Source organism: Hydrogenophaga sp. T2, from assembly GCF_049843535.1.
Taxonomy (GTDB): domain Bacteria; phylum Pseudomonadota; class Gammaproteobacteria; order Burkholderiales; family Burkholderiaceae_C; genus Hydrogenophaga; species Hydrogenophaga crocea.
The window spans coordinates 18,069-42,638 of the sequence record NZ_JBBHZJ010000007.1 but is presented as its reverse complement, the minus strand read 5'-3'; the positions used below and the strand labels follow the sequence as shown (position 1 = coordinate 42,638).

Annotated in this window: 21 protein-coding genes; 13 read left to right on the top strand and 8 right to left on the bottom strand. The window is 70.3% G+C overall.

What is annotated here, in order from left to right:
• The first annotated feature begins 58 nt into the window (after positions 1-58).
• Entirely contained in the window at positions 59-724 is a 666-nt protein-coding gene (locus WDZ95_RS16555; RefSeq protein ID WP_287470354.1) for a DUF1294 domain-containing protein, read from the top strand.
• 26 nt (positions 725-750) lie between these two features.
• Here WDZ95_RS16555 and WDZ95_RS16550 read toward each other — a convergent pair whose 3' ends face one another.
• The 5 genes from WDZ95_RS16550 to WDZ95_RS16530 form a co-directional block, all read right to left on the bottom strand.
• Positions 751-3,099, bottom strand: a complete 2,349-nt coding sequence (locus WDZ95_RS16550; protein ID WP_425780011.1) for a YgiQ family radical SAM protein — start codon at positions 3,097-3,099, stop codon at positions 751-753.
• A 92-nt stretch (positions 3,100-3,191) separates the two neighbouring features.
• Complete coding sequence (locus tag WDZ95_RS16545) at positions 3,192-3,800, bottom strand: GAF domain-containing protein (protein ID WP_287470357.1); 609 nt, start codon at positions 3,798-3,800, stop codon at positions 3,192-3,194.
• A 28-nt stretch (positions 3,801-3,828) separates the two neighbouring features.
• Positions 3,829-4,281: a MarR family winged helix-turn-helix transcriptional regulator gene (locus WDZ95_RS16540; protein WP_166226476.1), complete on the bottom strand. Its 453-nt coding sequence runs from the start codon at positions 4,279-4,281 to the stop codon at positions 3,829-3,831.
• Complete coding sequence (locus WDZ95_RS16535; protein WP_166226474.1) at positions 4,278-4,469, bottom strand: hypothetical protein; 192 nt, start codon at positions 4,467-4,469, stop codon at positions 4,278-4,280. The genes WDZ95_RS16540 and WDZ95_RS16535 overlap by 4 nt, the downstream gene beginning before the upstream one ends.
• Positions 4,466-6,022, bottom strand: a complete 1,557-nt coding sequence (locus tag WDZ95_RS16530) for an FAD-dependent monooxygenase (protein ID WP_425780008.1) — start codon at positions 6,020-6,022, stop codon at positions 4,466-4,468. The genes WDZ95_RS16535 and WDZ95_RS16530 overlap by 4 nt, the downstream gene beginning before the upstream one ends.
• 110 nt (positions 6,023-6,132) lie before the next feature.
• Between WDZ95_RS16530 and WDZ95_RS16525 the strand changes: the two genes are divergently transcribed.
• The 5 genes from WDZ95_RS16525 (at position 6,133) to WDZ95_RS16505 (ending at position 10,848) form a co-directional block, all read left to right on the top strand.
• Positions 6,133-7,041, top strand: a complete 909-nt coding sequence (locus WDZ95_RS16525; RefSeq protein WP_425780006.1) for a crotonase/enoyl-CoA hydratase family protein — start codon at positions 6,133-6,135, stop codon at positions 7,039-7,041.
• Positions 7,042-7,149: 108 nt separating this feature from the next.
• A complete protein-coding gene (locus WDZ95_RS16520) occupies positions 7,150-7,707 on the top strand; it encodes a bactofilin family protein (protein WP_425780004.1) in 558 nt (185 codons plus the stop codon).
• A gap of 59 nt (positions 7,708-7,766) precedes the next feature.
• Complete coding sequence (locus tag WDZ95_RS16515) at positions 7,767-9,467, top strand: ExeA family protein (protein WP_425780002.1); 1,701 nt, start codon at positions 7,767-7,769, stop codon at positions 9,465-9,467.
• A 9-nt stretch (positions 9,468-9,476) separates the two neighbouring features.
• Positions 9,477-10,193, top strand: coding sequence for a general secretion pathway protein GspB (locus tag WDZ95_RS16510; protein WP_425780000.1), 717 nt, complete (start codon positions 9,477-9,479; stop codon positions 10,191-10,193).
• Between the two features lie 4 nt (positions 10,194-10,197).
• The gene (locus WDZ95_RS16505) at positions 10,198-10,848 is read left to right on the top strand and encodes an ABC transporter ATP-binding protein (RefSeq protein WP_425779998.1); all 651 of its coding nucleotides are present in this window, start codon (positions 10,198-10,200) and stop codon (positions 10,846-10,848) included.
• A 13-nt stretch (positions 10,849-10,861) separates the two neighbouring features.
• Here WDZ95_RS16505 and WDZ95_RS16500 read toward each other — a convergent pair whose 3' ends face one another.
• On the bottom strand, positions 10,862-12,025 hold the full coding sequence (locus tag WDZ95_RS16500; protein ID WP_425779996.1) for an acyl-CoA dehydrogenase family protein: 1,164 nt from the start codon (positions 12,023-12,025) through the stop codon (positions 10,862-10,864).
• A 101-nt stretch (positions 12,026-12,126) separates the two neighbouring features.
• On the opposite strand from WDZ95_RS16500, the gene WDZ95_RS16495 reads away from it, so the two are divergent.
• Genes WDZ95_RS16495 through WDZ95_RS16475 form a run of 5 tightly spaced genes read left to right on the top strand, consistent with a single transcriptional unit; the run spans position 12,127 to position 17,440 of the window.
• The gene (locus WDZ95_RS16495) at positions 12,127-13,335 is read left to right on the top strand and encodes an acetyl-CoA C-acetyltransferase (protein ID WP_425779994.1); all 1,209 of its coding nucleotides are present in this window, start codon (positions 12,127-12,129) and stop codon (positions 13,333-13,335) included.
• 4 nt (positions 13,336-13,339) lie between these two features.
• Complete coding sequence (locus WDZ95_RS16490) at positions 13,340-15,481, top strand: 3-hydroxyacyl-CoA dehydrogenase NAD-binding domain-containing protein (RefSeq protein ID WP_425779992.1); 2,142 nt, start codon at positions 13,340-13,342, stop codon at positions 15,479-15,481.
• A 26-nt stretch (positions 15,482-15,507) separates the two neighbouring features.
• Positions 15,508-16,251, top strand: coding sequence for a 3-oxoacyl-ACP reductase FabG (gene fabG, locus WDZ95_RS16485; RefSeq protein WP_425779990.1), 744 nt, complete (start codon positions 15,508-15,510; stop codon positions 16,249-16,251).
• Positions 16,251-16,847 (top strand): chromate transporter, encoded by a 597-nt coding sequence (locus tag WDZ95_RS16480; RefSeq protein ID WP_425779988.1) that lies wholly within the window; start codon positions 16,251-16,253, stop codon positions 16,845-16,847. The genes fabG and WDZ95_RS16480 overlap by 1 nt, the downstream gene beginning before the upstream one ends.
• Positions 16,844-17,440, top strand: coding sequence for a chromate transporter (locus WDZ95_RS16475; protein WP_425779986.1), 597 nt, complete (start codon positions 16,844-16,846; stop codon positions 17,438-17,440). Before WDZ95_RS16480 ends, WDZ95_RS16475 begins: the two co-directional genes overlap by 4 nt.
• Positions 17,441-17,456: 16 nt before the next feature.
• Here the strand turns inward: WDZ95_RS16475 and WDZ95_RS16470 are convergent, their stop codons facing one another.
• The gene (locus tag WDZ95_RS16470) at positions 17,457-18,779 is read right to left on the bottom strand and encodes a UDP-glucose dehydrogenase family protein (RefSeq protein ID WP_425779984.1); all 1,323 of its coding nucleotides are present in this window, start codon (positions 18,777-18,779) and stop codon (positions 17,457-17,459) included.
• 95 nt (positions 18,780-18,874) lie between these two features.
• On the opposite strand from WDZ95_RS16470, the gene WDZ95_RS16465 reads away from it, so the two are divergent.
• Both WDZ95_RS16465 and WDZ95_RS16460 read left to right on the top strand, forming a co-directional pair.
• Positions 18,875-20,275, top strand: coding sequence for a hypothetical protein (locus WDZ95_RS16465; protein ID WP_425779982.1), 1,401 nt, complete (start codon positions 18,875-18,877; stop codon positions 20,273-20,275).
• 1,081 nt (positions 20,276-21,356) lie between these two features.
• The gene (locus WDZ95_RS16460) at positions 21,357-23,255 is read left to right on the top strand and encodes a hypothetical protein (protein ID WP_425779980.1); all 1,899 of its coding nucleotides are present in this window, start codon (positions 21,357-21,359) and stop codon (positions 23,253-23,255) included.
• A 71-nt stretch (positions 23,256-23,326) separates the two neighbouring features.
• On the opposite strand, the gene WDZ95_RS16455 is transcribed toward WDZ95_RS16460, so the two are convergent.
• Positions 23,327-24,337 (bottom strand): polysaccharide deacetylase family protein, encoded by a 1,011-nt coding sequence (locus tag WDZ95_RS16455; RefSeq protein WP_425779978.1) that lies wholly within the window; start codon positions 24,335-24,337, stop codon positions 23,327-23,329.
• Positions 24,338-24,570: the final 233 nt, after the last annotated feature.

Here is a 24,570-nt window from a genome sequence, read left to right as displayed (position 1 = left end):
CGGCGGCCCGGCGGGTGGGCCGAGGTGGACAATCGCGAGATACCCCCGTTCACCGGCCATGAAAAAGCAAGGCGTCATCGTCCGCTGGGACCCCGCACAGGCCTGCGGCCACATCCGCAGCCCCGACACACCGGCCGAGGTGTATTTCCACATCGGCGACTACGACGGGCCGCACCCCGTTGAAACCGGCACCCCGGTGGTGTTCAACGAAATCGTGGTGGGCGGCAAGGGGCCGCGCGCGCTGGCGGTGCGCCTGCCGCCACCGCCGCCGCTGCGCCGCGAGGCGGCCGAGCCGGCCCCCGAGCCGGTGCTCGCGGCCACCGGTCCTTCGCCCGCGCAGCGCTGGCGCGAGGCGCGCGACCGCAAGCGCCAGGCCATCACGGCCCTGGCGCTGCTGGGCGGCTGGTCGTTGCTGTGGCTGCTGGGCATCGCCTTCGGCCGTTTTCCCTGGGTGGTGCTCACGGGCGTGGTGCTCGTGAACGCCGCCGCCTTCTTCCTCCACTGGCGCGACCAGTACGTGGAGAAGGAAGGTGGTGAGCCGGTGCCGACGGAGCTGCTGCACCTGGTGGCGGCGCTGGGCGGCTGGCCGTCGGCCTGGCTGGCCCAGCATGCGCTGCAGCACCGCCTGAACGAGCCCGCTTTTCAGCGGGTCTTCATCGCCAGCGCCGCGCTCAACGTGGTCGCGCTGTTCTTCTGGGTGGTCTGGCCGCTGGCCGGGCGCTGACCGGTCGTTGCACGGCGCCGCGGCGCTCAGCGCGGCTTGGGCCGGCGCGCCGCGCCGCCCGTGCCCGCCCGCGGCGGCAGGCCGGTGTGCTGCGTGAGCAGGCGGCCCTTGGCCACCGGCTGCCCGGCCCCCGGCGCGCGCGCCTGGCCGGGCGGCGTGCTGTTCTTGCGCCGCGCGCTCTGGTAACCACCGTCGGTGAGCGGCTGGTAGGTCGGGATCAGGTGTTGCTTGCCGTTGCCGATGAGGTCGGCGCGCCCCATCGCCTTGAGCGCCTCGCGCAGCAGCGGCCAGTTGTTCGGGTCGTGGTAGCGCAGAAAGGCCTTGTGCAGGCGGCGGCGCTTCTCCCCGCGCACGATGTCCACGCGCTCGGAACGACCGCCCGGTCCGATGTCGCGGTGGATGCCCTTGAGCGGGTTCAGACCCGAGTGGTACATGGCCGTGGCCGTGGCCATGGGGCTGGGGTAGAAGGTCTGCACCTGGTCGGCGCGGAAACCGTTGCGCTTGAGCCAGAGCGCGAGGTTCATCATGTCCTCGTCGCTGGTGCCGGGGTGCGCGGCGATGAAGTACGGGATGAGGTACTGCTTCTTGCCCGCCTCTTCGCTGTACTTCTCGAACATCTGCTTGAAGCGGTCGTAGCTGCCGATGCCGGGCTTCATCATCTTCGACAGCGGGCCGCTCTCGGTGTGCTCGGGCGCGATCTTGAGGTAGCCGCCCACGTGGTGCTGCACCAGCTCCTTCACGTACTCGGGGCTCTGCACCGCGAGGTCGTAGCGCAGGCCCGAGCCGATCAGCACCTTCTTGATGCCCTTCAAGGCGCGTGCGCGGCGGTAGATCTTGATCAGCGGGCCGTGGTCGGTGGTGAGGTTCTGGCAGATGCCCGGGTAGACGCAACTGGGCTTGCGGCAGGCGGCCTCGATCTCGGGCGTGCGGCAGCCCAGGCGGTACATGTTGGCCGTGGGGCCGCCGAGGTCGCTCACCACGCCGGTGAAGCCCTCGACCTTGTCGCGCATCTCCTCGAGCTCGCGGATGATCGAGTCTTCGGAGCGGCTCTGGATGATGCGGCCCTCGTGCTCGGTGATCGAGCAGAAGGTGCAGCCGCCGAAGCAGCCGCGCATGATGTTCACGCTGAAGCGGATCATCTCCCACGCGGGGATCTTGGTCGCGCCGTCGTGGCGGCCGTGCTCGTCGGCGTAGGACGGGTGCGGCGAGCGCGCGTACGGCAGGTCGAACACGTGGTCCATCTCGGCCGTGGTGAGCGGAATGGGCGGCGGGTTGATCCACACGTCGCGCGCGGTCGCGCCCTCGCCGTGCGCCTGCACCAGCGCGCGCGCGTTGCCGGGGTTGGCCTCCACGTGCAGCACGCGGTTGGCGTGCGCGTAGAGCACCGGGTCGCTCCTGACCTGCTCGTAGCTGGGCAGGCGGATCACGGTGCGCTCGCGCGGCGGGCGTTTGCCCTTGCCCTGCAGCGCGGGGTTGGGCACGAAGGTCAGCGGCTGCACGGCCGCGCCTTGCGGCGAGGCCGTCGCATCAGGCGACTCGTCTTTCGAGCACGACTGGCCCTGCGACTGCGCCGCCTCGCTGGTGGTCATGTAGGGGTTGAGGTGGGCTTCGACCGGCCCGGGCTGATCGACCTCGGTGGAATCGATCTCGATCCAGCCCTCGGCGCTCGGGTCGCCCGGGCGGCGGATGAAGGCGGTGCCACGCACGTCGGTGATGGCCTCGACCGGCGTGCGCGCGGCCAGGCGGTGCGCGACCTCGACCAGCGCGCGCTCGGCGTTGCCATAGAGCAGCAGGTCGCACTTGCTGTCGACCACGATGGAGCGGCGCACCTTGTCGCTCCAGTAGTCGTAGTGGGCGATGCGGCGCAGGCTGCCTTCGATGCCGCCGAGAACGATGGGCACGTCCTTGTAGGCCTCGCGGCAGCGCTGGCTGTAGACGATGGCCGCGCGGTCGGGGCGCTTTCCGCCCACGTCGCCGGGCGTGTAGGCGTCGTCGCTGCGGATCTTCCGGTCGGCGGTGTACCGGTTGATCATCGAGTCCATGTTGCCCGCGGTCACGCCCCAGAACAGGTTGGGCTTGCCCAGGGCCTTGAAGGCCTGGGCGCTGGTCCAGTCGGGCTGGGCGATGATGCCCACGCGAAAACCCTGGGCCTCGAGCACGCGGCCGATCACGGCCATGCCGAAGCTCGGGTGGTCGACGTAGGCGTCGCCGGTGACGAGGATGACGTCGCAGCTGTCCCAGCCGAGCGCGTCCATCTCGGCCCGGCTCATGGGCAGGAAGGGCGCTGTGCCGAAGCGCTTCGCCCAGTAAGGGCGGTAGCTGGTCAGCGGCTTGGCGGGCCGGTGGAAAAAGGAGACGTCGATGGGGGCGTTCATGGCGCGATGGGCGCAAAAGGCGCGCCGTGCGGGCGCCGCGCAAAACGCGCGATTTTACCGGCCGCCCCCTGTTTGCGCAGCCGTGGGCCCTCTCACTTGGGCTTGAGCTGCCAGTCGGGCACGCCCCCGGCGGCCTGGCGCGCCGGTGCCGGGGCGCTGGCCTGGGCCTGCCGGCGGCTTTCCAGGCGCTGCGCGGCCAGCTTGGCCGTGAGCTTGAGCCGCGTGAGGTCCTCGAAGCTCACGTGTCCGTTGGGCTCGAAGCTGAAGCAGCACAAGGTGCCATAGACCTCGCCGTTGCCGAGCACCAGCGGCGTGCTCAGGTGGGTGCCGATGGGAAACGGCAACTCCTTGAGCAGGGGCGCGGCCGCGGGCTCCTTCTTCGCATCGGCGATGTACTGCGGCAGGCGGCCATCGACCACGCGCTGGCACCAGCTCTGCTCGAGTGGCGCGCCCTCGCCTTCCGCGATCACCTTCACGCCCGGGGCCTGGTCGACCTTGCGGAACACGCGCTCGCCATTGACGAACTCGGAGACAAACACCACGTCCATGCCCATGCGTTCGCGCAGCAGCTTGAGCACCTCGCCGATCGAGCGGTCGATGCCTTCGTCGGTGTTGTCGGCGGTGGCCACGAGCAGTTCGGACACCTGCACCGAGATGCTGTCGGGGCCGAAATCGGAAGGAGCAAAGGGATTCATCTTCATGCGCCGGTTTATAGCGGCGCACGGTGTATCAAGGTGTTTTTCCGCCCGCCCCTGCATGGGCAATCAGGCGGTCGATCATCTCCAGCAGCGTCTTGCGCTCGGCCGCGCTCAGGCAGCCCATGATCTCGCGGTTGCGGCGCTCGATCAGCGCCATGGCGCGCTGGTGCAGCTGCGCCCCGCGGCGCGACAGGCTGAGCACCACGGCCCGCGCGTCGGTGTCGCTCGCGCTCTTGAGCACCAGCTCGCGTGCCACCAGCATCTGCGCAGCGCGGCTGGCCTGGGCCTTGTCGAGGTGGGCGTGCGCGGCAAGGTCGTTGACCGACAACGGACCGAACGCGCCCACGGCCGCGAGCGCACGGCCCTCGGCCACGCCCAGCCCGAGCTCGTCGGCATAGGCCTGCGCAGTGGCGCGGTCGGTGAGCTTGCCCAGGCGGTGCAGCCGCCAGGTGAGCTGCTCGCCCAGCGGCCGCGCGGGCTTCATGCCAGGGGCTCCTGCAGGCAGCGCACGCGGGCCTGCTCGATCAGCGGCAGGGCCGCGGCGGCGTCGGGCAGCCGCGCGAGCAGCGACAGGCTGAGCATGGCGAGCATCAGCGGGGCCTGCGGCTCGCCCACGTCGCCCAGGGCCTTGCACAGGGCGGTGTAGCTGGTGTCCAGGTCGGTATCGGTCATGCGAACACTCCGGTGGTGGCGAGCGCCTGCGCCACGGGGCGCGGATCGAGGCCGTGCCAGCGGCCCATCACGTAGCCGTCGGGGCGCACCAGCACCAGCGCGGCCTCGTCGGGCCCTTGCAGGCCGTGGCGCTGCCAGGCCTGGCCGTGCACGTCCATGGCGGCCGTGATGCACACCGCCTCCACGCCCTCGGGCAGGGCCGGCGCGGCGCCGCCGAACACCAGGCACACGAAGCCCTGGCCGTAGCGGCGGCTCAGGTGGGTCTCGCCCTGCGGGCCGCGCAGCAGCGCTTCGGGAGCGGGCGAGCCGGGCGCAGCGACGTTGTTCGCCCAGGCGCCGTCGTCGGCCACGTTGAGCACCGAGCCGGTGTACGCGATGGGCGCCGATTGGCGCGGGTTGATCAGCGCGCGCACGTGCGGGTCGTCGACTGCGAGCCGCAGCGCGGCCTCGCGCATGAGGCGGAAGGCGAAATCGGGCGGCGCCATGAACTCGGTGCTCTTGGCGCCGTAGGCAAGGTTCTCGTGCGTGGCGTGCACGCGCTCGGTGCTGTAGCTCTCCAGCAGCGCCTCGGGCGACTGGCCGCGCACCACGCGCGCGAGCTTCCACGCGAGGTTGCCCGCGTCGTCCAGGCCCGAGTTGAGCCCGCGCACGCCGAAGATCGGCACCAGGTGCGCGGCGTCGCCCGCGAAGCACACGCGCCCATAGCGGTAGCGCGGCAGCGTGAGGCACTTGGCGTTGTAGATCGAGATCCACAGCGGCTCCCAGGGCTCGGTCTCGCCGATCATCTGCAGGTGGCTCTGCACGCGCGGCAGCACGTTCTCGGGCTTGACGGCTTCGGCCGGGTCTTCGTCGTCGCGGATCTGGTAGTCGATGCGCCAGACCTCGTCGGGCTGGCGGTGCATGAGGATGGTCGAGCCGGGGTTGGACGGCGGGTCGAACCAGGCCAGGCGCTCCACTGCGCGGCGCGTCTTCTGGCGGATGTCCACGATCACGTAGCGGCCCTCGTACTGGGTGCCTTCGAGCTGCAGGCCCATTTGCTCGCGCACCGTGCTGCGGCCGCCGTCGCAGGCCACGAGCCAGTCGGCGCGCAGCCGGCGCTCGCCGGCGGGCGTGTCGATCGTGAGGTCCACGCCGTCGGCCTGCGGCTGCACCGCGCGCACGCGGTGGTTCCAGAATACCGCGCCGCCCTCGCCCATGGCCTGGTGCGCGTAGGCCTCGACGTAGAACTGCTGGATGTTGACCATGGGCGCGAAGCGCTGCGTGGGCTCGCTGGGCATCTGGAAGTGCAGCACCTCGGTCTCGCGGAAGTGGCTGCGCCCGCCGACCCAGCCCAGGCCCTTGCCCACCAGCGGCGCATCGGCCCCGACCCAGCCCAGGATCTCCTGCGAGCGGCGCGAGATGCAGATGGCCCGGCTGCCGGTGCAATAGGCCTCGTCGGCTTCGATCACCACGCAGGCGATGCCCTGGCGCGAGAGCAGCGCCGCCAGCGTGAGGCCCACCGGGCCGCCGCCGGCGATGGCCACGGGAATGTGTTCGGGAAGGGTCGGGTTCATGGTTCCGAATTGGTTGCGGGCGCAACTATATAGGGATTCCCATGCCCACCGGCGCACCACCCGTCGATACGATGGACCGACCCCATTGCGACCCACACCTGGAGACCCCCATGCCCGTTTTCGACACCCTGCGCATCGACCACGACCCGCAGAACCCGCGCGTGGCGCGGCTGCTGCTCAACCGCCCCGAGCACTACAACGCGATCACCGACCGCACGCCGGCCGACATCCGCGCCGCGGTGGAATGGGCCAACGCCGACCCGGCCGTGCACGTGATCGTGGTGGAAGGCGCGGGCAAGGGCTTCTGCGGCGGCTACGACCTGGTGCACTACGGCCAGGGCGAGATCGACCACCCCTGCCAGCAGGAACGACACCCCTGGGACCCGATGGCCGACTACGCCGTGATGAAGCGCAACACCGAGGACTTCATGAGCCTGTGGCGCAGCGCCAAGCCCACCATCGCCAAGGTGCACGGCGCGGCCGTGGCCGGCGGCAGCGATATTGCGCTGTGCTGTGACCTGCTGGTGATGGCCGATGACGCGCGCATCGGCTACATGCCCACGCGCGTGTGGGGCTGTCCCACCACCGCCATGTGGACCTATCGGCTCGGCCCGGCGCGCGCCAAGCAGCTCATGTTCACGGGCGACGTGATCGACGGCCGCACCGCACTCGCCTGGGGCCTGGCCAACGAGGCCGTGCCCGCCGACCAGCTCGACGCGCGCACGATGGCGCTGGCCGAACGCATCGCGGGCGTGCCCTCGTCGCACCTGGCCATGCACAAGCTGGTGGTCAACCAGGTGATGCTCACCATGGGCCTCGAACAATCGCAGCAGATGGCCACCGTGTTCGACGGCATCACGCGCCACAACCCCGAGGGCCTGTGGTTCCGCCGCTATGCCCAGGAACAGGGCTTCAAGGCCGCGGTGCAGTGGCGCGACAGCGGCCAGCCCATCCCCGAGGGCGATGAGGCGCGCGCGCTGATCCGCGAAATGGAGTCGCGCCGGCCGCCGCGCGGCTGACCCCTGTTCATCTGGACACAGGTCTTACGGAACCGTCCCGGATGTAAGGCCTGTGCTGCCTAGCATGGCGGCTCTCGCATCCCGCACCATCACACCAAGGAGAGTCACATGGCACTGCAGTTCGGCAAACGCGACAACGAGCAAGCCCGTCCGCTGGGTTCCGGCATGGCCAGCCCGCGCCCCACCCCCGGCGCCTACGGCAGCACCGCCACGTCCCCGTCCAGTCCCGAACCGCAGGCCCCGGCGGCCAGCCAGCCGGCCGCGAGCACCGCCACGGCCACGCCCGAAGGTGGCAGCAAGCTCATCGTCGGCCCGAACATCAAGCTCAAGGGCGTCGAGATCCAGGACTGCGACACGCTGTTCGTCGAAGGCACGGTGGAGGCCACGATGGACTCGCGCGTGATCCAGATCGCGCAGCAGGGGGCGTTCAAGGGCTCGGCCGAGGTCGACGTGGCCGAGGTGCACGGCACCATCGACGGCAACCTCACGGTGCGCCAGAAGCTCGTGATCCACGCCACCGGCAAGGTCACGGGCCGCATCCGCTACGGCAAGGTCGTGATCGAGGAAGGCGGCCAGCTCTCGGGCGACGTCGAATGCGCGGCCGCGGCCACGGGCAAGGCCACGCAGGCCGCGGGCAGCAAGCCGTCCATGGCGCTGGCGGCGTGAGCGCGGCGCGGGCCTGACGCGCTGGCGCAAGGCCCGCCGGCCCCGGTATGCTCGGGGCCATGTATGCCGAGTTCTTCGGGCTCGAGCGCGAGCCCTTCTCGATCGCGCCCGACCCGCGTTACCTCTTCATGAGCGAGCGCCACCGCGAGGCGCTCGCTCACCTGCTGTACGGCATCCGCGGCGGCGGCGGCTTCGTGCTGCTCAGCGGCGAGATCGGCGCCGGCAAGACCACCATCTGCCGCTGCTTTCTCGAGCAGGTGCCCGAGAACTGCCGGGTGGCCTACATCTTCAATCCCAAGCTCACGGTGGGCGACCTGCTGCGCACCATCTGCCGCGAGTTCAACGTCGAGGTGCGGCACGAGGGCATGGGCCCGGCCACGGTCAAGGACCACCTCGACCCGCTCAACGAATACCTTCTGGCCAGCCACGCGCGCGGCGAGCGCAACCTGCTCATCATCGACGAGGCGCAGAACCTCACGCCGCACGTGCTCGAGCAACTGCGCCTGCTCACCAACCTCGAAACCAGCGAACGCAAACTGCTGCAGATCGTGCTGATCGGGCAGCCCGAGCTGCGTGATGTGGTCGCGCGGCCCGAGCTCGAGCAACTCGCACAGCGCGTGATCGCGCGCTACCACCTCGAAGCCCTCAACCCCGCCGAGACGCGCGAGTACATCCAGCACCGCCTGCAGGTGGCCGGCCTCAAGGGGCCGGTGCCGTTCGCCCCCGCGGCCATCGAGCGCATCCACCAGCTCTCGCGCGGCGTGCCGCGTCGCATCAACCTGCTGTGCGACCGCGCCCTGCTGGGCGCCTACGCCTCGCAGCAGCACCGCGTGGAGCGCGCCACGGTCGACAAGGCCGCCACCGAGGTGTTCGACGACGTGTCGCGGCCGCGCCGGCCCGATCGCCGCGCCGCCCAGCAGCGCCCCGCGCGCGCTCGCTGGAGCGCGCTGGCCACGGGCGCGCTGGCCGGTGCCGTGGTGGGGGCGGCCACGGCCGCGGCCGTGGCCTGGTTCTGGCTGCAGCAGCGCGTCCCGGCGCCGGTCCCGGCGGCCGCCGTGCAGCCCGCGCCTGCGCCGTCACCGGCCACGGCCACGGCCGCCGCCGGCCCCGCGGCCTCGCCGGTCGAGGCGCGCGCGGCCGCGTCGGCCGAGGTCGAGCTGCCCCTGGCCTGGCCGCCCGCGTCCGCGCTCATCGCGAGCGACACCGAGGCCTGGCGCGCCATCGCACCGCTGTGGGGCGCGAGCCTCACGGGCAACGACCCTTGCGCCCAGGCCATCGGCGCAGGCCTGCAGTGCTACCGCACCGACCGCATGACCGTGCACGGCCTGCGCCAGCTCAACCGCCCCGGCGTGCTGCAGCTGCGCCTGCCCGATGGCGCGAGCGGTCGCCTGCTGCTCACCGCCCTGAACGGCGACAGCGCCGTGCTCGGCCGCGGCGAGCAGCGCTGGCGCGTGCCGCTCACCGAACTCGCCGAACGCTGGCAGGGCGACTACGCCACGCTGTGGCGCCTGCCCCCGGGCCAGACCACGCGGCTGATCGACGGCCGCAGCGGCCCCGCCGGGGCCTGGCTGGCCGAGCGCATCGCCGCGCTGCAGGCGCAGGGCCGGGTGCCGGCCTCGCGCGACGAACCCGCGGCGCGGCTCGCGAGCTTCCAGCGTGCCCAGGGCATCGACGCCGGCGGCCCGGCGGGCCCCGTCACCTTCATGCAGCTCAACCTGGCCAGCGGCGTGGACGAGCCCCGGCTGTTGCCGCGATCCTGAGGCCACGCCATGTCCTACATCCTCGATGCCTTGCGGCGCGCCGACGCGGAGCGCGAACGCGGCCGCGTGCCCGGCCTGCACACCCAGGTACCGCCCACGCGCACAGGCGACGCGGCGCGCTCGGGCGAGGGCCGCGGTGCGCGTCGGCCGTGGCGGCTGGCGCTGTGGCTGATCGCGCTGCTCGCGTTGCTGGCCGTGGCCGCCGGGTGGTGGTTCGGCCGTGGCAGCGCGCCGGTGACGGCCCAGGCCCCTGCGCCGGCGCCCGCACCGGCGGTGGCCACTGCGCCCCCACCCCCGGCCCCGCCTGTTTTGCCGACCCCACCGGCCCCATCGGCCCCACCCGCACCGGTACAGCCGGTACAGCCCATCCTCGCGCCGCCTCCGCCGCCTCCGCCCGCTCGCGCGACGGCCCCCGCCCCCTCTCCCGCCGCGGCGTCCACGCCCGCGCCCGCCCCCGCGGCCAAACCCGCCGCCGCCGGCCCCGCGCCGGCCGACGAGGCCCTGCCCCGCGTGGCCGACCTGCCCGAGCCCGCGCGCGCGGGCCTGCCCGCGCTGAAGGTCAGCGGCGCCACCTACGCCAGCAATCCCGCGCTGCGCATGCTCATCGTCGACGGCAAGGTGCTGCAGGAAGGCCAGGACATCGCGCCCGGCCTCAAGCTCGAGACCATCGGCCCGCGCGCCGCGGTCATCAACCACCAGGGCCAGCGCCTGCGCCTGACCTACTGAGCCCATGGCCGCATCCCGCCCGCTGCTCTGCGTGGAGCAACTGCATTTCGCCTGGCCCGGCGCCGCGCCGCTGTTCGACGGCTTTTCGCTGCAGGCGGGCCCGGGCCTGACCTGGGTGTGTGGTGACGAGGGCGTGGGCAAGACCACGCTGCTGGCCCTGATCGCGGGCGCACTCGCGCCGCAGGCCGGCCGTTTTGAAGCCGCCGGCACCGACCGCGCCCGCGACCCGGACGGCTACCGGCGCCAGGTGTTCTGGGTCGACCCGCGCAGCACCGAGCACGATGCCATGCCCGGTGCCGGCTACCTCGAAGCCGCGGCCCGCCACTGGCCCGCGCTCGACGAAGACCTGCTGGCCGACTGCGTGGATGGTTTCGGGCTCGACGAGCACCTGCACAAGCCGCTCTACATGCTGTCCACGGGCAGCCGGCGCAAGCTGTGGCTGTGCGCAGCGCTGGCCTCGGGCGCGCCCGTGACGCTGATCGACCAGCCCTTCGCCGCGCTCGACACGCCCTCGATCCGCTTCCTGCGCGGCTGCCTGGCCGACGCCGCAACGGCCGCCAGCGCCGGCACGCGCGCCTGGCTCGTGGCCGACCACGAACCGGCCGAGCCCGGCGTGCCCGCCGCCACCGTGTGGCTGCCGGCCCGCGCGGGCTGAACCCCGCAAGCCCTCAGCGCGCCCCCAGGCCCATCTGGCGCGAAATCAGCTCTTTCATGATCTCGTTGGTGCCGCCGTAGATGCGCTGCACGCGCGCGTCGGCGTAGGCGCGGGTGATGGGGTATTCCCACATGTAGCCGTAGCCGCCGTGCAGCTGCACGCATTCGTCCATCACCTTGCACTGCAGGTCGCTGCACCAGTACTTGGCCATGCTCGCGGTGGCCGAGTCGAGCTTGTCTTCGACAATCAGCTCGCAGCACTTGTCCACGAACACACGCGCCACCTGCACCTCGGTCTGCAGTTCGGCCAGGGTGTAGCGGGTGTTCTGGAACGCGCCCACCGTGCTGCCGAAGGCCTTGCGGTCTTTCACGTACTGCACGGTCCAGTCGATCGCGGCCTGCGCCGCGGCCACCGCGCCGATGGCGATCTGCAGCCGCTCCCAGGGCAGCTGCTCCATCAGACAGACGAAGCCGCGGCCCACGAAATCGGGCCCGCCGAGCACGTTCTCGGCCGGCACGTGCACGTTGTTGAAGAACAGCTCGGCCGTGTCCTGCGCCTTCAGCCCCAGCTTCTTCAGGCGTTTGCCCTTCTCGAAGCCGGGCATGCCGCGCTCGACCAGCAGCAACGTGGTGCCCTTGGCGCCCGCGGCCGGATCGGTCTTGGCCACCACGATCACGAGGTCGGCGTGCCAGCCGTTGGTGATGAAGGTCTTGCTGCCATTGAGCCGGTAACTGCCATCGGGCTGCACCAGGGCCGTGGTCTTGATGCCCTGCAGGTCGCTGCCTGCGGCGGGCTCGCTCATGGCGATCGCGCCCACCATCTCGCCCGTGGCCAGGCGCGGCAGGTAGTGCCGCTTTTGCGCCTCGGTGCCGTAGTGCAGGAGGTAGGGCGCCACGATCTCGCTGTGCAGGCCGAAGCCGATGCCGCTGAAGCCGCCGCGGGCCAGCGCCTCCATCTGGGCCACGGCATAGAGCTTGTCCACGCCCGAGCCGCCGTAGGCCTCGGGCATGGTGGTGCAGAGAAAGCCGTTTTCGCCGGCCTTGCGCCAGACCTCGCGGTCCACGTAGCCCTGCTCCTCCCAGGCCTCGTGGAAGGGGGCGATTTCCTTGTCCACGAATCGCTGGAAGCTGTCCGCGAAGGCGGCGTGGTCGGCATGGAAGAGGCTGCGTTCGATCATGATGTCTCCAAGTGGACGCCCGATGGGATTTTTAGCAAGCAGTTGCTTGGCAAAAGTCTATACTGGCCCGGGTTTTCGGTGATCACCGAGGAGACACGCACATGAGTGAAGCGGCATTCATCTTCGACGCCATCCGCACGCCCCGGGGCAAGGGCAAGAAAGACGGCAGCCTGCACGAGGTCAAGCCGGTCGACCTGCTCGCCGGCACACTGGACGCGCTGCAGCGCCGGCAGGGGTTCGACACCGGCGCGGTCGACGACGTGGTGATGGGCGTGGTCTCGCCCATCGGCGAGCAGGGCTCGGTGATCGCCAAGGTGGCAGCGCTCAAGGCCGGCTGGGACTGGCGCTGCGCCGGCGTGCAGCTCAACCGCTTCTGCGCGTCGGGGCTGGAGGCGGTGAACACCGCGGCCATGAAGGTGGCCAGCGGCTGGGAAGACCTGGTGGTGGCCGGCGGCGTGGAGAGCATGAGCCGAGTGCCCATCGGCTCCGACGGCGGCGCCTGGGCGCAGGACCCGGCCACCAACAGCGCCACGCTGTTCGTGCCCCAGGGCATTGGCGCCGACCTGATCGCCACGCTCGAAGGTTTCACGCGCGAGGACGTCGATGCCTACGCCCTCGCCTCGCAGCAGCGCGCGGCCGCCGCGCGCAGCGAAGGCCGCTTCCAGCGCTCGGTGGTGCCGGTGCAGGACATGCTCGGCCAGACCCTGCTCGGCGAAGACGAGTTCATCAAGCCGCACACCACGCTGGAAGGCCTGGCCGCGCTCAAGCCCGCGTTCGAGCAGCTCGGCGCCATGGGCTTCGACGCCGTGGCCTTGCAGCGCTACCCGCAGGTCGAGCGCATCGAGCACGTGCACCACGCGGGCAATTCCTCGGGCATCGTCGACGGTGCGGCCGCCGTGCTGATCGGCAACGAGGCCGCGGCCAAGGCCCACGGACTCACGCCGCGCGCACGCATCGTGTCGGTGGCGCTGTCGGGCGCCGACCCGACCATCATGCTCACCGGCCCCATGCCCGCATCGCGCAAGGCCCTGGCCAAGGCGGGCCTCACGGTCGACGACATCGACCTGTTCGAGGTCAACGAGGCCTTCGCCGCGGTGCCCATGAAGTTCATGCGTGAGATGGGCGTGCCGCACGAGAAGGTCAACGTCAATGGCGGCGCGATCGCGCTCGGCCATCCGCTGGGCGCCACGGGCGCCATGATCCTGGGCACCCTGCTCGACGAACTCGAGCGCCGCAACCTCAAGCGCGGCCTGGCCACGCTGTGCGTGGGCGGGGGCATGGGCATCGCGACCATCATCGAGCGGGTTTGAACGCATGAAGACCATCCAGTACGAACTGCACCAAGGCGTCGCCACCATCACCTTCGACGAGCCCGGCTCGCCGGTGAACACCATGTGCGCCGACTGGCAGCGCGACATGAGCACCGTGACCGGCCTGGTGGTGCGCGACAAGGCGCTCATCAAAGGCATCATCCTCGCGTCGAACAAGAGCACCTTCTTCGCGGGCGCCGACCTCAAGGCCACGCTCAAGCTGCAGGCGGCCGACGCGCCGCGCGTCTTCGCCGAGATCGAGCAGCTCAAGAAGAACTTCCGCACCCTCGAAACCCTGGGCGTGCCCGTGGTGAGCTGCATCAACGGCGCTGCGCTCGGCGGCGGCTGGGAGGTGGCGCTGGTGGGCCACCACCGCATCGCGCTCGACAACCCGCGCATCCAGCTCGGTCTGCCCGAGATCACGCTGGGCCTGATCCCGGGCGCCACCGGCATCACCAAGATGACGCGCCTGCTCGGCCTGCAGGGCGCGCAGCCCTACATCCTCGAGAGCCGGCTGTTCAACCCGCGCGAGGCGCTCGAGCTCGGCCTGGTGCACGAGCTCGCGCCCGACGCCACCACGCTACGCGCCGCAGCCGAGGCCTACATCGCCACCCACGCGAGCGCCCAGCACCCCTGGGACGCCAAGGGCTACAAGATGCCCGGCGGCACGCCCGCCAACCCCAAGATCGCGGGCATGCTCAGCGTGGCGCCCGCGGTGCTCAAGCAGAAGACGCGCGGCCTCTATCCCGCGCCCGAGGCCGCGCTCGCGGCCATGGTCGAAGGCGCGATGGTCGACTACGACACCGCGCTGCGCATCGAAAGCCGCTACCTCGCCCAGCTCATCGTGAGCCCGGTGGCGCGCAACATGATCACGGCCTTCTTCTTCCACCTGAACGCGGTCAAGGGCGGCAGCTCGCGCCCCGCCGACGTGCCCCGGTTCAAGCCCCGCAAGGTCGGCATCCTGGGCGCGGGCATGATGGGCGCGGGCATTGCCTACGCCCAGGCCAGCCGTGGCATCGACACCGTGCTCGAAGACGTGAGCCTGGAGAACGCCGAGCTGGGCCGCGCCTACAGCCTGCGCGTGACGCAGCCGCGCGTGGACAAAGGCCAGATGAGCGTGGTCGCGCAGCAGGCGCTGCTGGCGCGCATCACGCCCACCGATCACGCCAAGGACCTGCAGGGCTGCGAGCTCATCATCGAGGCCGTGACCGAGAACCGCGACGTGAAGGCGCAGGTCACGCGCGAGGCCGAGGCCCAGCTCGCGCCCGGCGGCTTCATGGCCAGCAACACCTCCACCCTGCCCATCACGGGTCTGGCCAAGGCGGTGGCGCGGCCCGAGAAATTCGTCGGCATCCACTTCTTCAGCCCGGTCGACAAGATGCAGCTGGTGGAGATCATCCGCGGCCAGAAGACCGACGACGAGACCATCGCGCGCGCCTACGACTACGTGCAGGCCCTGGGCAAGCTGCCCATCGTGGTGAACGACTCGCGCGGCTTCTACACCAGCCGCACCTTCGGCACCTTTGTGATGGAAGGCGCGACCATGCTCGGCGAAGGTGTGCCGGCGCCGGTGATCGAGAACGCGGCGGTGCAGGCCGGCATGCCCGTGGGCCCGCTCGCGGTGCTCGACGAAACCGCGCTCTCGCTCGCGGTGCACGTGCTCGACCAGACCCGCGCCGATTACAAGGCCGAAGGCAAGGTGTACGAGCCGGGCTCGGGCGAGCTGCTGGTGGAGCGCATGGTGAAGACGCTGCGGCGCGCGGGCCGGCACGCCGGTGGCGGCTTCTACGACTACCCGCCGGGCCAGCGCAAGCACCTGTGGCCCGAGCTCAAGGGCCTGTTCGAAGACCCCACGCTCGATTGGTCGCTGCAGGACGTGAAGGACCGGCTGCTCTACCGCCAGTCGGTGGAGACCGTGCGCTGCCTGGCCGAAGGCGTGCTCACCACGGCGCACGACGCCAACATCGGCTCGATCTTCGGCATCGGTTTTCCGGCCTGGACCGGCGGCGCCTTGCAGTTCGTCTATGGCCAGGGCATCGATGCATTCGAAAAACGCTGCGATGATCTCGCGCGCCGCTTCGGCCAGGGCTTTCTGCTCGATGGCGCCGCGCGCGACGCCATCCGCCGCTTCGCGCCCCAACCCTGATCGTTCCTTTCGCTGCTTCGTCGCCCATGTCCCGTCTGCACAACAAGGTCTGTCTCATCACCGGCGCCGCCCAGGGCATCGGCCTGGCCACCGCCGAAACCTTTGCGCGCGAAGGCGCGATCGTGATCCTCGCCGACCTCAAGCCCGAGCCCGTGGCCGAGGCCGTGCGGCGCTGCCAGGCGCTGGGCGCGCGGGCCGAGGGCCATGCGCTCGACGTCACCGACCGCGCGCGTGTGGACGCCGTGGTGGACGAGGTGCTCGCGCGCCACGGCCGCATCGACGTGCTGGTGAACAACGCCGGCATCACCCAGGACGCGCGCCTGCAGAAAATGACGCTCGAGCAATTCGATCGCGTCATCGACGTCAACCTGCGCGGCGTGTTCCATTGCGCCCAGCGCGTGGCCGACGCCATGGTGCAGCAGGGTTCGGGCGTGATCCTCAACGCCTCGTCGGTGGTGGGCATCTACGGCAACTACGGCCAGACCAACTACGCCGCCAGCAAGTTCGGCGTGATCGGTTTCACCAAGACCTGGGCCCGCGAACTCGGGCCCAAGGGCGTGCGCGTGAACGCGGTCGCGCCCGGCTTCATCGAAACGCCCATCCTCGGCACCATCCCCGACAAGGTGATCGCCGAGATGCAGCAGCGCGTGCCGCTGCGCCGCCTGGGCCGACCCGAGGAAATCGCCAGCGTTTATGCCTTCCTTGCGAGCGACGACGCGAGCTACGTCAACGGCGCCGTGATCGAGGTCAGCGGCGGCATGTCGGTGTGATGCCCGAACCCGAACCCGCAACCGAGGCTGCCCCCGCCAGCCCGCGCTCGCGCCGCGAGCTGTTCACCGCCTTTACCTGGCTCGCCCTGCAGGGCTTCGGCGGCGTGCTCGCCGTGGTGCAGCGCGAGCTGGTCGAAAAGCGCCAATGGCTCACGCGCGAGCAGTTCGTCGAGGACTGGGCGGTGGCGCAGATCATGCCGGGCCCCAACGTGGTGAACCTGGCCATGATGATCGGCGGCCGCCACTTCGGCCTGTCGGGTGCGCTGGTGGCGGTGGCGGGCATGCTGCTCGCGCCGCTGGCCCTGCTGCTCGTGATGGCCGTGCTCTACACCCAGCTCGCGCACGCACCCGCCGTACAGGGCGCCTTGCGCGGCATGGGCGCGGTGGCCGCGGGCATGATCGCGGCCACCGGCATCAAGCTCGTGGCGGCCCTGCGCAACAACGCCATGGGCATGGGGGCCTGCCTCGCCTTCGCGGCCGCGAGCTTTGCCGGCGTGGGGCTGTTGCGATGGCCGTTGGCCTGGGTGCTGCTGGCGCTGGGCCCGCTGGCCTGCGGCTGGGCCTGGCGCCGGCTGGCCGCACGGAGCACCGCATGAACACGTTGCCGATCGCCGTCGACTGGTTCGACCTGTTCCTGCACTTCCTCACGCTCTCGCTGCTGGCGGTGGGCGGCGCGATCACGGTCGCACCCGACATGCACCGCTACCTCGTGACACAGCACGGCTGGCTCAGCGACGCACAGTTCACCGCCTCGATCGCACTCTCGCAGGCCGCGCCCGGCCCCAACGTGCTGTTCATCGCGCTGCTGGGTTTCAACATCGGCCTGAACGCGGGCGGCGGCCCGCAGGGCGGCGGGTGGGCCTGGGCGCTGGGCCTGTTCGGCGTGTGCACCACCATGCTGGCCATCCTGCTGCCGTCTTCGGTGCTCACCTACACGGCCACGCGCTGGGCGCACCACAACCGCGAACGCCGCGCGGTGCGCGCCTTCAAGGCCGGCATGGCGCCCATCGTGGTGGCGCTGCTGATCGCCACGGGCTGGCTGCTCACGGCCGCCCACAACGAGCCGGCGCGAGACTGGCGGCTGTGGCTGCTCACCGCCGCGGCGGTGTTGCTCGTGTGGCGCACCCGCATCCACCTGCTGTGGCTGCTGGGTGCGGGGGGCTTGCTGGGGGCGATGGGCTGGGTGTGAGCCCCGGCGGGCGGTTTCAGCGCCCGATCGGCAGGTAGTCGAAGCCCATGCGGCGCACGAAGGCCGGGTCGTAGAGGTTGCGGCCGTCCACGATCAGCGGCTGCTTCAGGCGCTGCTTGATGAGGTCGAAGTCCGGGCTGCGGAACTCCTTCCACTCGGTCACGATGACCAGCGCGTCCGCACCTTCCAGGGTTTCGTTGGGCGACTTGGCGTAGCTCAGGCCTTGCACGCCCTTGAGGACGCGCTGGGTTTCCTCCATCGCGGCCGGGTCGTAGGCGGTCACGGTGGCGCCGGCGGCCAGCACCTCGTGGATGAAGCTCAGGCTCGGCGCTTCGCGCATGTCGTCGGTGTTGGGCTTGAAGGCCAGGCCCCAGAGCGCGATGTGGCGGCCCTGCAGGTTCTCGCCCAGGCGCTGCTTGAGCTTTTTCGCAAGCACCTGCTTTTGCGCGTCGTTGGCGGCCTCGACCGCCTTGAGCACCTTGAGCTCCAGGTTCGCGTCGGTGGCCGCGGTCTGGATCAGGGCTTTCACGTCTTTGGGGAAGCAGGAGCCGCCGTAGCCCGCGCCGGGGTACAGGAAGTGGTAGCCGATGCGCGGGTCGGAGCCGATGCCCTGGCGCACCATCTCGATGTCGGCGCCCAGCTTCTCGGCCAGGTTGGCCAGCTCGTTCATGAAGCTGATGCGCGTGGCCAGCATGGCGTTGGCCGCGTATTTGATGAGCTCGGCGCTGCGCACGTCGGTCACCACCAGGCGCTCGTGGTTGCGCTGGAACGGGGCGTAGAGCGCGCGCATGAGGAAGATGGCCTGCTCGTCGCTGCCGCCCACCACGATGCGGTCGGGGCGCATGAAGTCGTCGACGGCCGCGCCTTCCTTGAGGAATTCCGGGTTGGACACCACCGCGAAAGGCGTGTCCACGCCGCGCTGAGCGAGCTCGTCGGCGATCGCGGCCTTGACCTTGTCGGCCGTGCCCACGGGCACCGTGCTCTTGTCGACCACCACCTTGTAGTCGGTCATGAGGCGGCCGATGTTGCGCGCGGCGGCCAGCACGTACTGCATGTCGGCCGAACCGTCTTCGTCGGGCGGCGTGCCCACGGCGATGAACTGGATGGTGCCGTGGTTGACGGCGCGCGCCACGTCGGTGGTGAAGTGCAGGCGGCCAGCGGCCACGTTGCGCGCCACCATTTCCTTGAGCCCGGGTTCGTAGATCGGGATGCCGCCCGACTCCAGAATGCGGATCTTCTCGGGATTCACATCGAGGCACAGCACGTCATTGCCCACCTCGGCCAGGCAGGCACCGCTGACCAGGCCCACATACCCCGTACCCACCACCGTGACTTTCATGTTCCGTGTTTCCTTTGCGTCATCCCTCTTCCTCGGGGACGGCGCATGATAGCGGCGCAAATTGACAACCAAGGTACACGCCTGGGGGGTATTCCATGAAGAAATTCCTGTTCCAGGTGTTCATCGCGCTGCTCGGTCTCGGCGCGCTGGGTCTGCTGGCCGCTGCGGCCTGGCTCTGGGCCAGCGACACCGGCCGCCAATGGCGCGCGCAGCTCGGCGAGCGCAGCCCCAACGACGCGCTGCGCCACCTGCAGCGGCGGCTGCAAGGGCACACCCGGCTCGAGGCCGTGCTGCTCCCCGCCCTGCAGGCCGCGCAGCGGCGCCTGGAAGTCGAGCCCCCGGCGGGCGTGTTGCCCGATCTGGGCAAAGGCCAGCGCAGCGAGCCGGCGCCTCGGCCCGCCGGGCTCGTGCAGACCCGGCGGGTGGACAGCCCGCAGGCCATTCGCGAAGCCTTGCTGCAGGCCACGCCCGGCACCGACATCGTGGTCGCGCCCGGCCTCTACCCCTTCGAGACCAAGCTGCGCCTGGGCCAGGACGGCACGGCCCTGGCGCCCATCGCGCTGCGCGCGGAGCGCCCGGGCACCGTGTGGTTCGCGTTCGGGCAGGTCGAGGGCGTGCTGGTGGACAAGGCCCACTGGCGCTTCGAGAACCTCGACATCCGCGGCGTGTGCCCGCGCCACGACGACTGTGAACACGCCTTCCATGTGGTCGGGCGCGGCCACCACGTGGTCATCCGCAACAACCGCATCCGCGACTTCAACGCGGCCATCAAGGTCAACGGCTGGGACGGCGACTGGCCCGACCACGGGCTGCTGGCGCAGAACACCCTGGTCAACAGCGGGCCTCGGCAAACCGACAAGCCGGTGGTCATGTTCGACCTCGTCGGGGCCAGCCATTGGCGCATCCAGGACAACCTCGTGGCCGGCCTCGTGAAGGCCTATGGCAACCAGGTCTCGTACGGCCTGTTCGCCAAAGGCGCGAGCGAAGACGCGCGCTTCGAGCGCAACCTGGTGGTCTGCACACCCAGCGGCATTTCGCAGCCGGGCGTGCGCGTGGGCATTTCCTTCGGCGGCGGCGGCACCGACCCGGGCGCCTGCCGCAGCGAGCGCTGCGCCGCGCACGAGCACCGCGGCGGCCTGGCCGCCAACAACATCGTGGCCCATTGCAATGACGTCGGGCTCGACGCCAACCGCGCGCAGGACATCCAGCTGCTGCACAACACGCTGGTCAATACCGCGGGCATCGGCGCCCGCAACGGCTCCGGCGTGCGGCTGCGGGCCAACCTCTCGGACGCCGGGGTGTGGGTGCGCGACGGCAGCCGGGTCGACCGCCAGCTCGATGCCCGGCTCGCCGAGTTCTTCGATCCGGCACTCGCCCGTGCATTGCAATGGCGGGCGCAGCCCACTACTGCCAATGCGGGGATTCCTGCATTTGCCGAGACCGACTTTCACCGCATTCGGCGTTCGGAAATTGCCATTGCGGGCGCATTGAATTGATCTTAAATAGGCTTGTCACGCTTTTCCGACATTTTGTGACAATTGCCCTTGCCGGGCATTGATTGGCCATTCGGCTTGCAAATTCTTACCCGCCTGCCAGGCCGGCCGCTGAATTTTGGCGGTCAATAATCCAGACGCGTGATTTTGTCCGGTTTTTGCCGCCGGTCCATCCCGTCGAACCTTCCATCTCCCTTCACTGGATTTCCCCGCACAAGCGTGGCGGTTGCCCCCATTTGTGTCTATTCGTAAGCAATTTACCGTTCGTCTGTGGCCGCTGACCGCCCAACAGCGCGAATTTCCGCACATCGTTCGCCGAAAACAGCTTGTCCTTTGTGCGGCTTTTCACGAAATCGTCAACCGTAAAGTCCGCCACAGTGCAGCCGAGAAATGGGAGGAAGGCCGCCCGGTTGTGAAAACAGTCACAGCCCTTCGCCAATAGGAAGCCCCCTGAATACCTTTTTCGGATAGGCCTCCTCGAACCCGAATCGCTTATCAACCTTTTGTCGAGTTTCTGGATCATATGCAACCCGAACTGATTACGAGCACCCCCCAGCCGGCCCGCGCGGTGCTCGCCGCCCTCTTTGCGGCCGCGACCCTGAGCGCCTGCGGTGGTGGAGGTGGCAGCACCCCGGCCCTCGAGAGCACGGCATCGGCGACCGAGGTTTATCCCGCCGATATCGAAACGATGGACGCCGCGGAACGGCTGCGCCGCTACCCGAATTGGCGGCCGCGGACGACGGCACCTGCGCCGGCTCCCGCACCTGCGCCGGCTCCCGCACCTGCGCCGGCTCCCGCACCTGCCCCGGCTCCCGCACCTGCCCCGGCTCCCGCACCTGCCCCGGCCCCCGCGCCTGCCCCGGCCCCCGCACCTGCGCCGGCCCCCGCACCTGCGCCGGCCCCCGCACCTGCGCCGGCCCCCGCACCTGCGCCGGCCCCCGCACCTGCGCCGGCCCCCGCACCTGCGCCGGCCCCCGCGCCTGCCCCGGCTCCCGCGCCTGCTCCGGCACCGGCACCGGCACCGGCACCCGCCACCGGTCCTGGCGGCCTGGCCTGTGCCACGGGTGCCATCACCTGCGTTGAGGTGTCCGCAGGCAGCGCACAGACCAGCGTGCCCGTGACCTTCGGTCAGCCCTTCCGCCGCGGTGACTGGTCCAACACGCAGGGCCTGGTGGCGCGCGACGCCGCGGGCAACACCGTGCCGCTGCAGGCCGACGAGATTTCCACCCACAGCGACGGCTCGGTGCGCTTTGCCGTGCTCAGCGCGCAGCTCAACAACCTGGCGGCCAACACCCCGCGCATTGTCAACTTCTACACGGCCGCCAAGACCGCGCCCAGCGTGACGCTGCCGGCCGCGCCCAACTGGAACCTCAAGGTCACCGCCACGCTGTCCGACGGCAGCGTGCTCACCGCCGACCCCCAGGCCCAGCTCGTGCAGCAGATTGCCTCGGGCAGCAACCGCCGCCTCCACGGCCCCGTGGCCAGCGAGTTCACCGTGGTCGCGCCCATGATGCGCGCCAACGGCACCGCCCACCCGCACCTGGTGGCGCGGCTGCACACCCGGCTCTACGACAACGGCACGCGTTTCCGCACCGACGTGGTGATGGAGAACACCCGCACCTTCACGGCCAGCCCCTCCAACATCACCTACTCGCTCAACGTCACGGCCAACGGCAGCACGCTGCTGAGCCAGCCCAGCTTCACCCACTACCACCATGCGCGCTGGCACAAGGTGGTCTGGAGCGGCGGCGTCAACCCCAATGCCCGGGTGCGCCACCACATGCCCTACTTCCTGGCCTCGCGGGCGACGTGGAACTACAACCTCGGGCTCAAGATCCCCGAGACCACGCTGGCCAACGAAGCCAAGTACCTGGCCAGCGCCCAGACCGGCCCGATGCAGCCGGCGCTGCTGGACACCAACTTCCCCGGCACCGGCGGGCGCCCGGAGATCGCGCCCGTGCCGCGCTGGACCGCGCTGTACCTGATCACCCAGGACGACCGCGCCCGCGCCTCCATGCTGGCCAACGCCGACGCCGCCGCGGGCGTGCCCATCCACTACCGCGACGAGAACACCGGCCACCCGGTGAGCATCGACGGCGCCAACGCCAACCTCAGCCTGAAGTACGGCACCTCCAGCCCGGCGGTTCCGGCGGGCATCGGCTCGACCATCTGGGAACCCGATGGCGCGCACCAGGGCTCGTTCTCCTACATCCCGTACCTGGTCACGGGCGACGCGTTCTACCTCGAGGAGGCCATGTTCTGGGCCGGCTGGAACATCGCCGCGGCCGACCCGTACTACCGCGATGGCGGCAAGGGCATCATCAAGGCCGAGCAGGTGCGCGGGCAGTCCTGGGGCCTGCGCTCGATGGCCGAGGTGGCCTTCGCGCTGCCCGACGCGCACCCGAAGAAGGCGTACTACCGCACCATCTTCAACAACAACCTCAGCTGGTTCGCCGACACCTACGGCAAGTTCACCGCGCCCTGGATCTCGCCCATGGGGGCCGTGGTCTCGCAGTACAACAACGACCAGTCGCCGTCGTACGAGAGCGACTTCATGACCATCGTGCTGAGCTGGCTCAGCGAGAACGGCGAGGCGCCGGCCACCACGGCGCTGACCAACATCGCGCGCATGCAGGTCGATCGCTTCATGGCCGAGTCGCAGGGCTTCTGCACGGCCAAGGCGCCGGGCTACTGGCTCAACGTGAAGAACGCCTCGGGAGCCTACGTGACCACCTGGCGCGACTACTACACGCTCAACTACGGTGCGCCGCCCAGCTCCTGCGCCGGTGTGGCCGTCGAGGGCTACCCCGACTGGGGCGCCGGTTACGCCGCCGTGGCCCGTGCCATGCTGGGCTCGGCCGCCAACGCCGGTGTGGCCAACGCCGCGGCCGCCTACACCCGCTGGGTCGGCTTCACGCCCCTCATCGACACCGGCTCGGCCGGCTTCCTCACCGAACCGCAGTACGCCATCGTGCCGCGCTGAGAACCAGCGCCACCCGGACGGCAAAGGCCGTCACCGCTGACCGCGGTGACGGCCTTTTTCATGGGCGGCGCTCAGGCCGCGACCGGGGCGGCCGCGCTGGCGCGCGCCCACAAGGCGAGCGGCGTGGAGAACTCGCCGCCGCGCTCGCGGAAGTGGCGCAGCACGATGTCGATGCGGTCGAGGAATTCGCGCAGGTCCGCGCCGGTGCGCACATAGGGCGTGTGGCCAGGCACCAGCGAAGGCGAGTGGTAGGTCAGCGTGAACACCCGATGGCCTTGCGCGAGCATGGCGTCGATCAGGCGTTTCTGCACCGGCGCGTCGAAGCCTTCGGGGCTCAGGCGCGCGCGCCACAGGGCATTGAGGCGGCTCAGGCTGCCCTGCACGTGCAGGCGCTGCATCAGCGGGCTATCCCACAGCGCGGGCAGGCGCCGCCCCATGCGCCAGGCCCAGCCGCCATAACCCACCGTGAGCGGCACTTCGAGCAGGCGGCGCGAGGCATCGGTGAAAAAGGGCTCGGCGGGCATGCCCAGGTAGTCGGGGCCGTGGCTGTGTGCGAACGTGGTGTCGGGCACGAAGCTGCAGTCCACGCAGTAACCGAGTTCGAGCAGGCTGTCGAAGGTCTTGGGCCCCAGGCCGTAACGGCCGGCCTTGAACACACGCGGCGCGGCGCCGAAGGCCTGCGCCACGGCCTCGGTGCTCGAACGCAGCTTGGCGGCCTCGAGCGCGGGCGGCAGATTGCCGTGGAAGGAGTTGAAATTGGTGACCGCCTCTTCGTGCGGCGGCGTGATCCAGGGGTGGCAGTGCGTGCCGAAGCCGGCCAGGCCCTGCTCCACCAGCCCGCGCAGCGTGGCCACCTCGCGCGACACGGCCACGGCGTGGTTGACCACGTAGGTCGGCTGCACGCCATACCGGGCAAACACCTCGTGCGCCCGCCCCTGTTCGGCGATCGAGCCCGTGGTACGGGCATTGCGGTCAAAGGGCTTGGACCAGTCGAATTCTTCTTCGGTGTCCACCACCACCAGCAGCACCGGGCGCTCCAGGCGCAAGCCGGCCTCGACGGGGACGATCGGTGGCAGTGTCATTCAACGCTCCCTGGCGTTCGACCCGCCGGCACACCCCGCTCCTCCCTCGATAGCATGTCTTCTCCTCGCGATGCCCCATGGTATTTGTGTCGTGCGCCGTCCCGGCTGTGGTCCGGATGCGACTGCGGCCACAGCCTAGCCGCACCATCCGACCCCGGACACGCACGTTTCATCCGTCTTGACCCGTAATTCCAATTAGTTCACATACTCTCACCCGTATGGGGGTAGCGGCT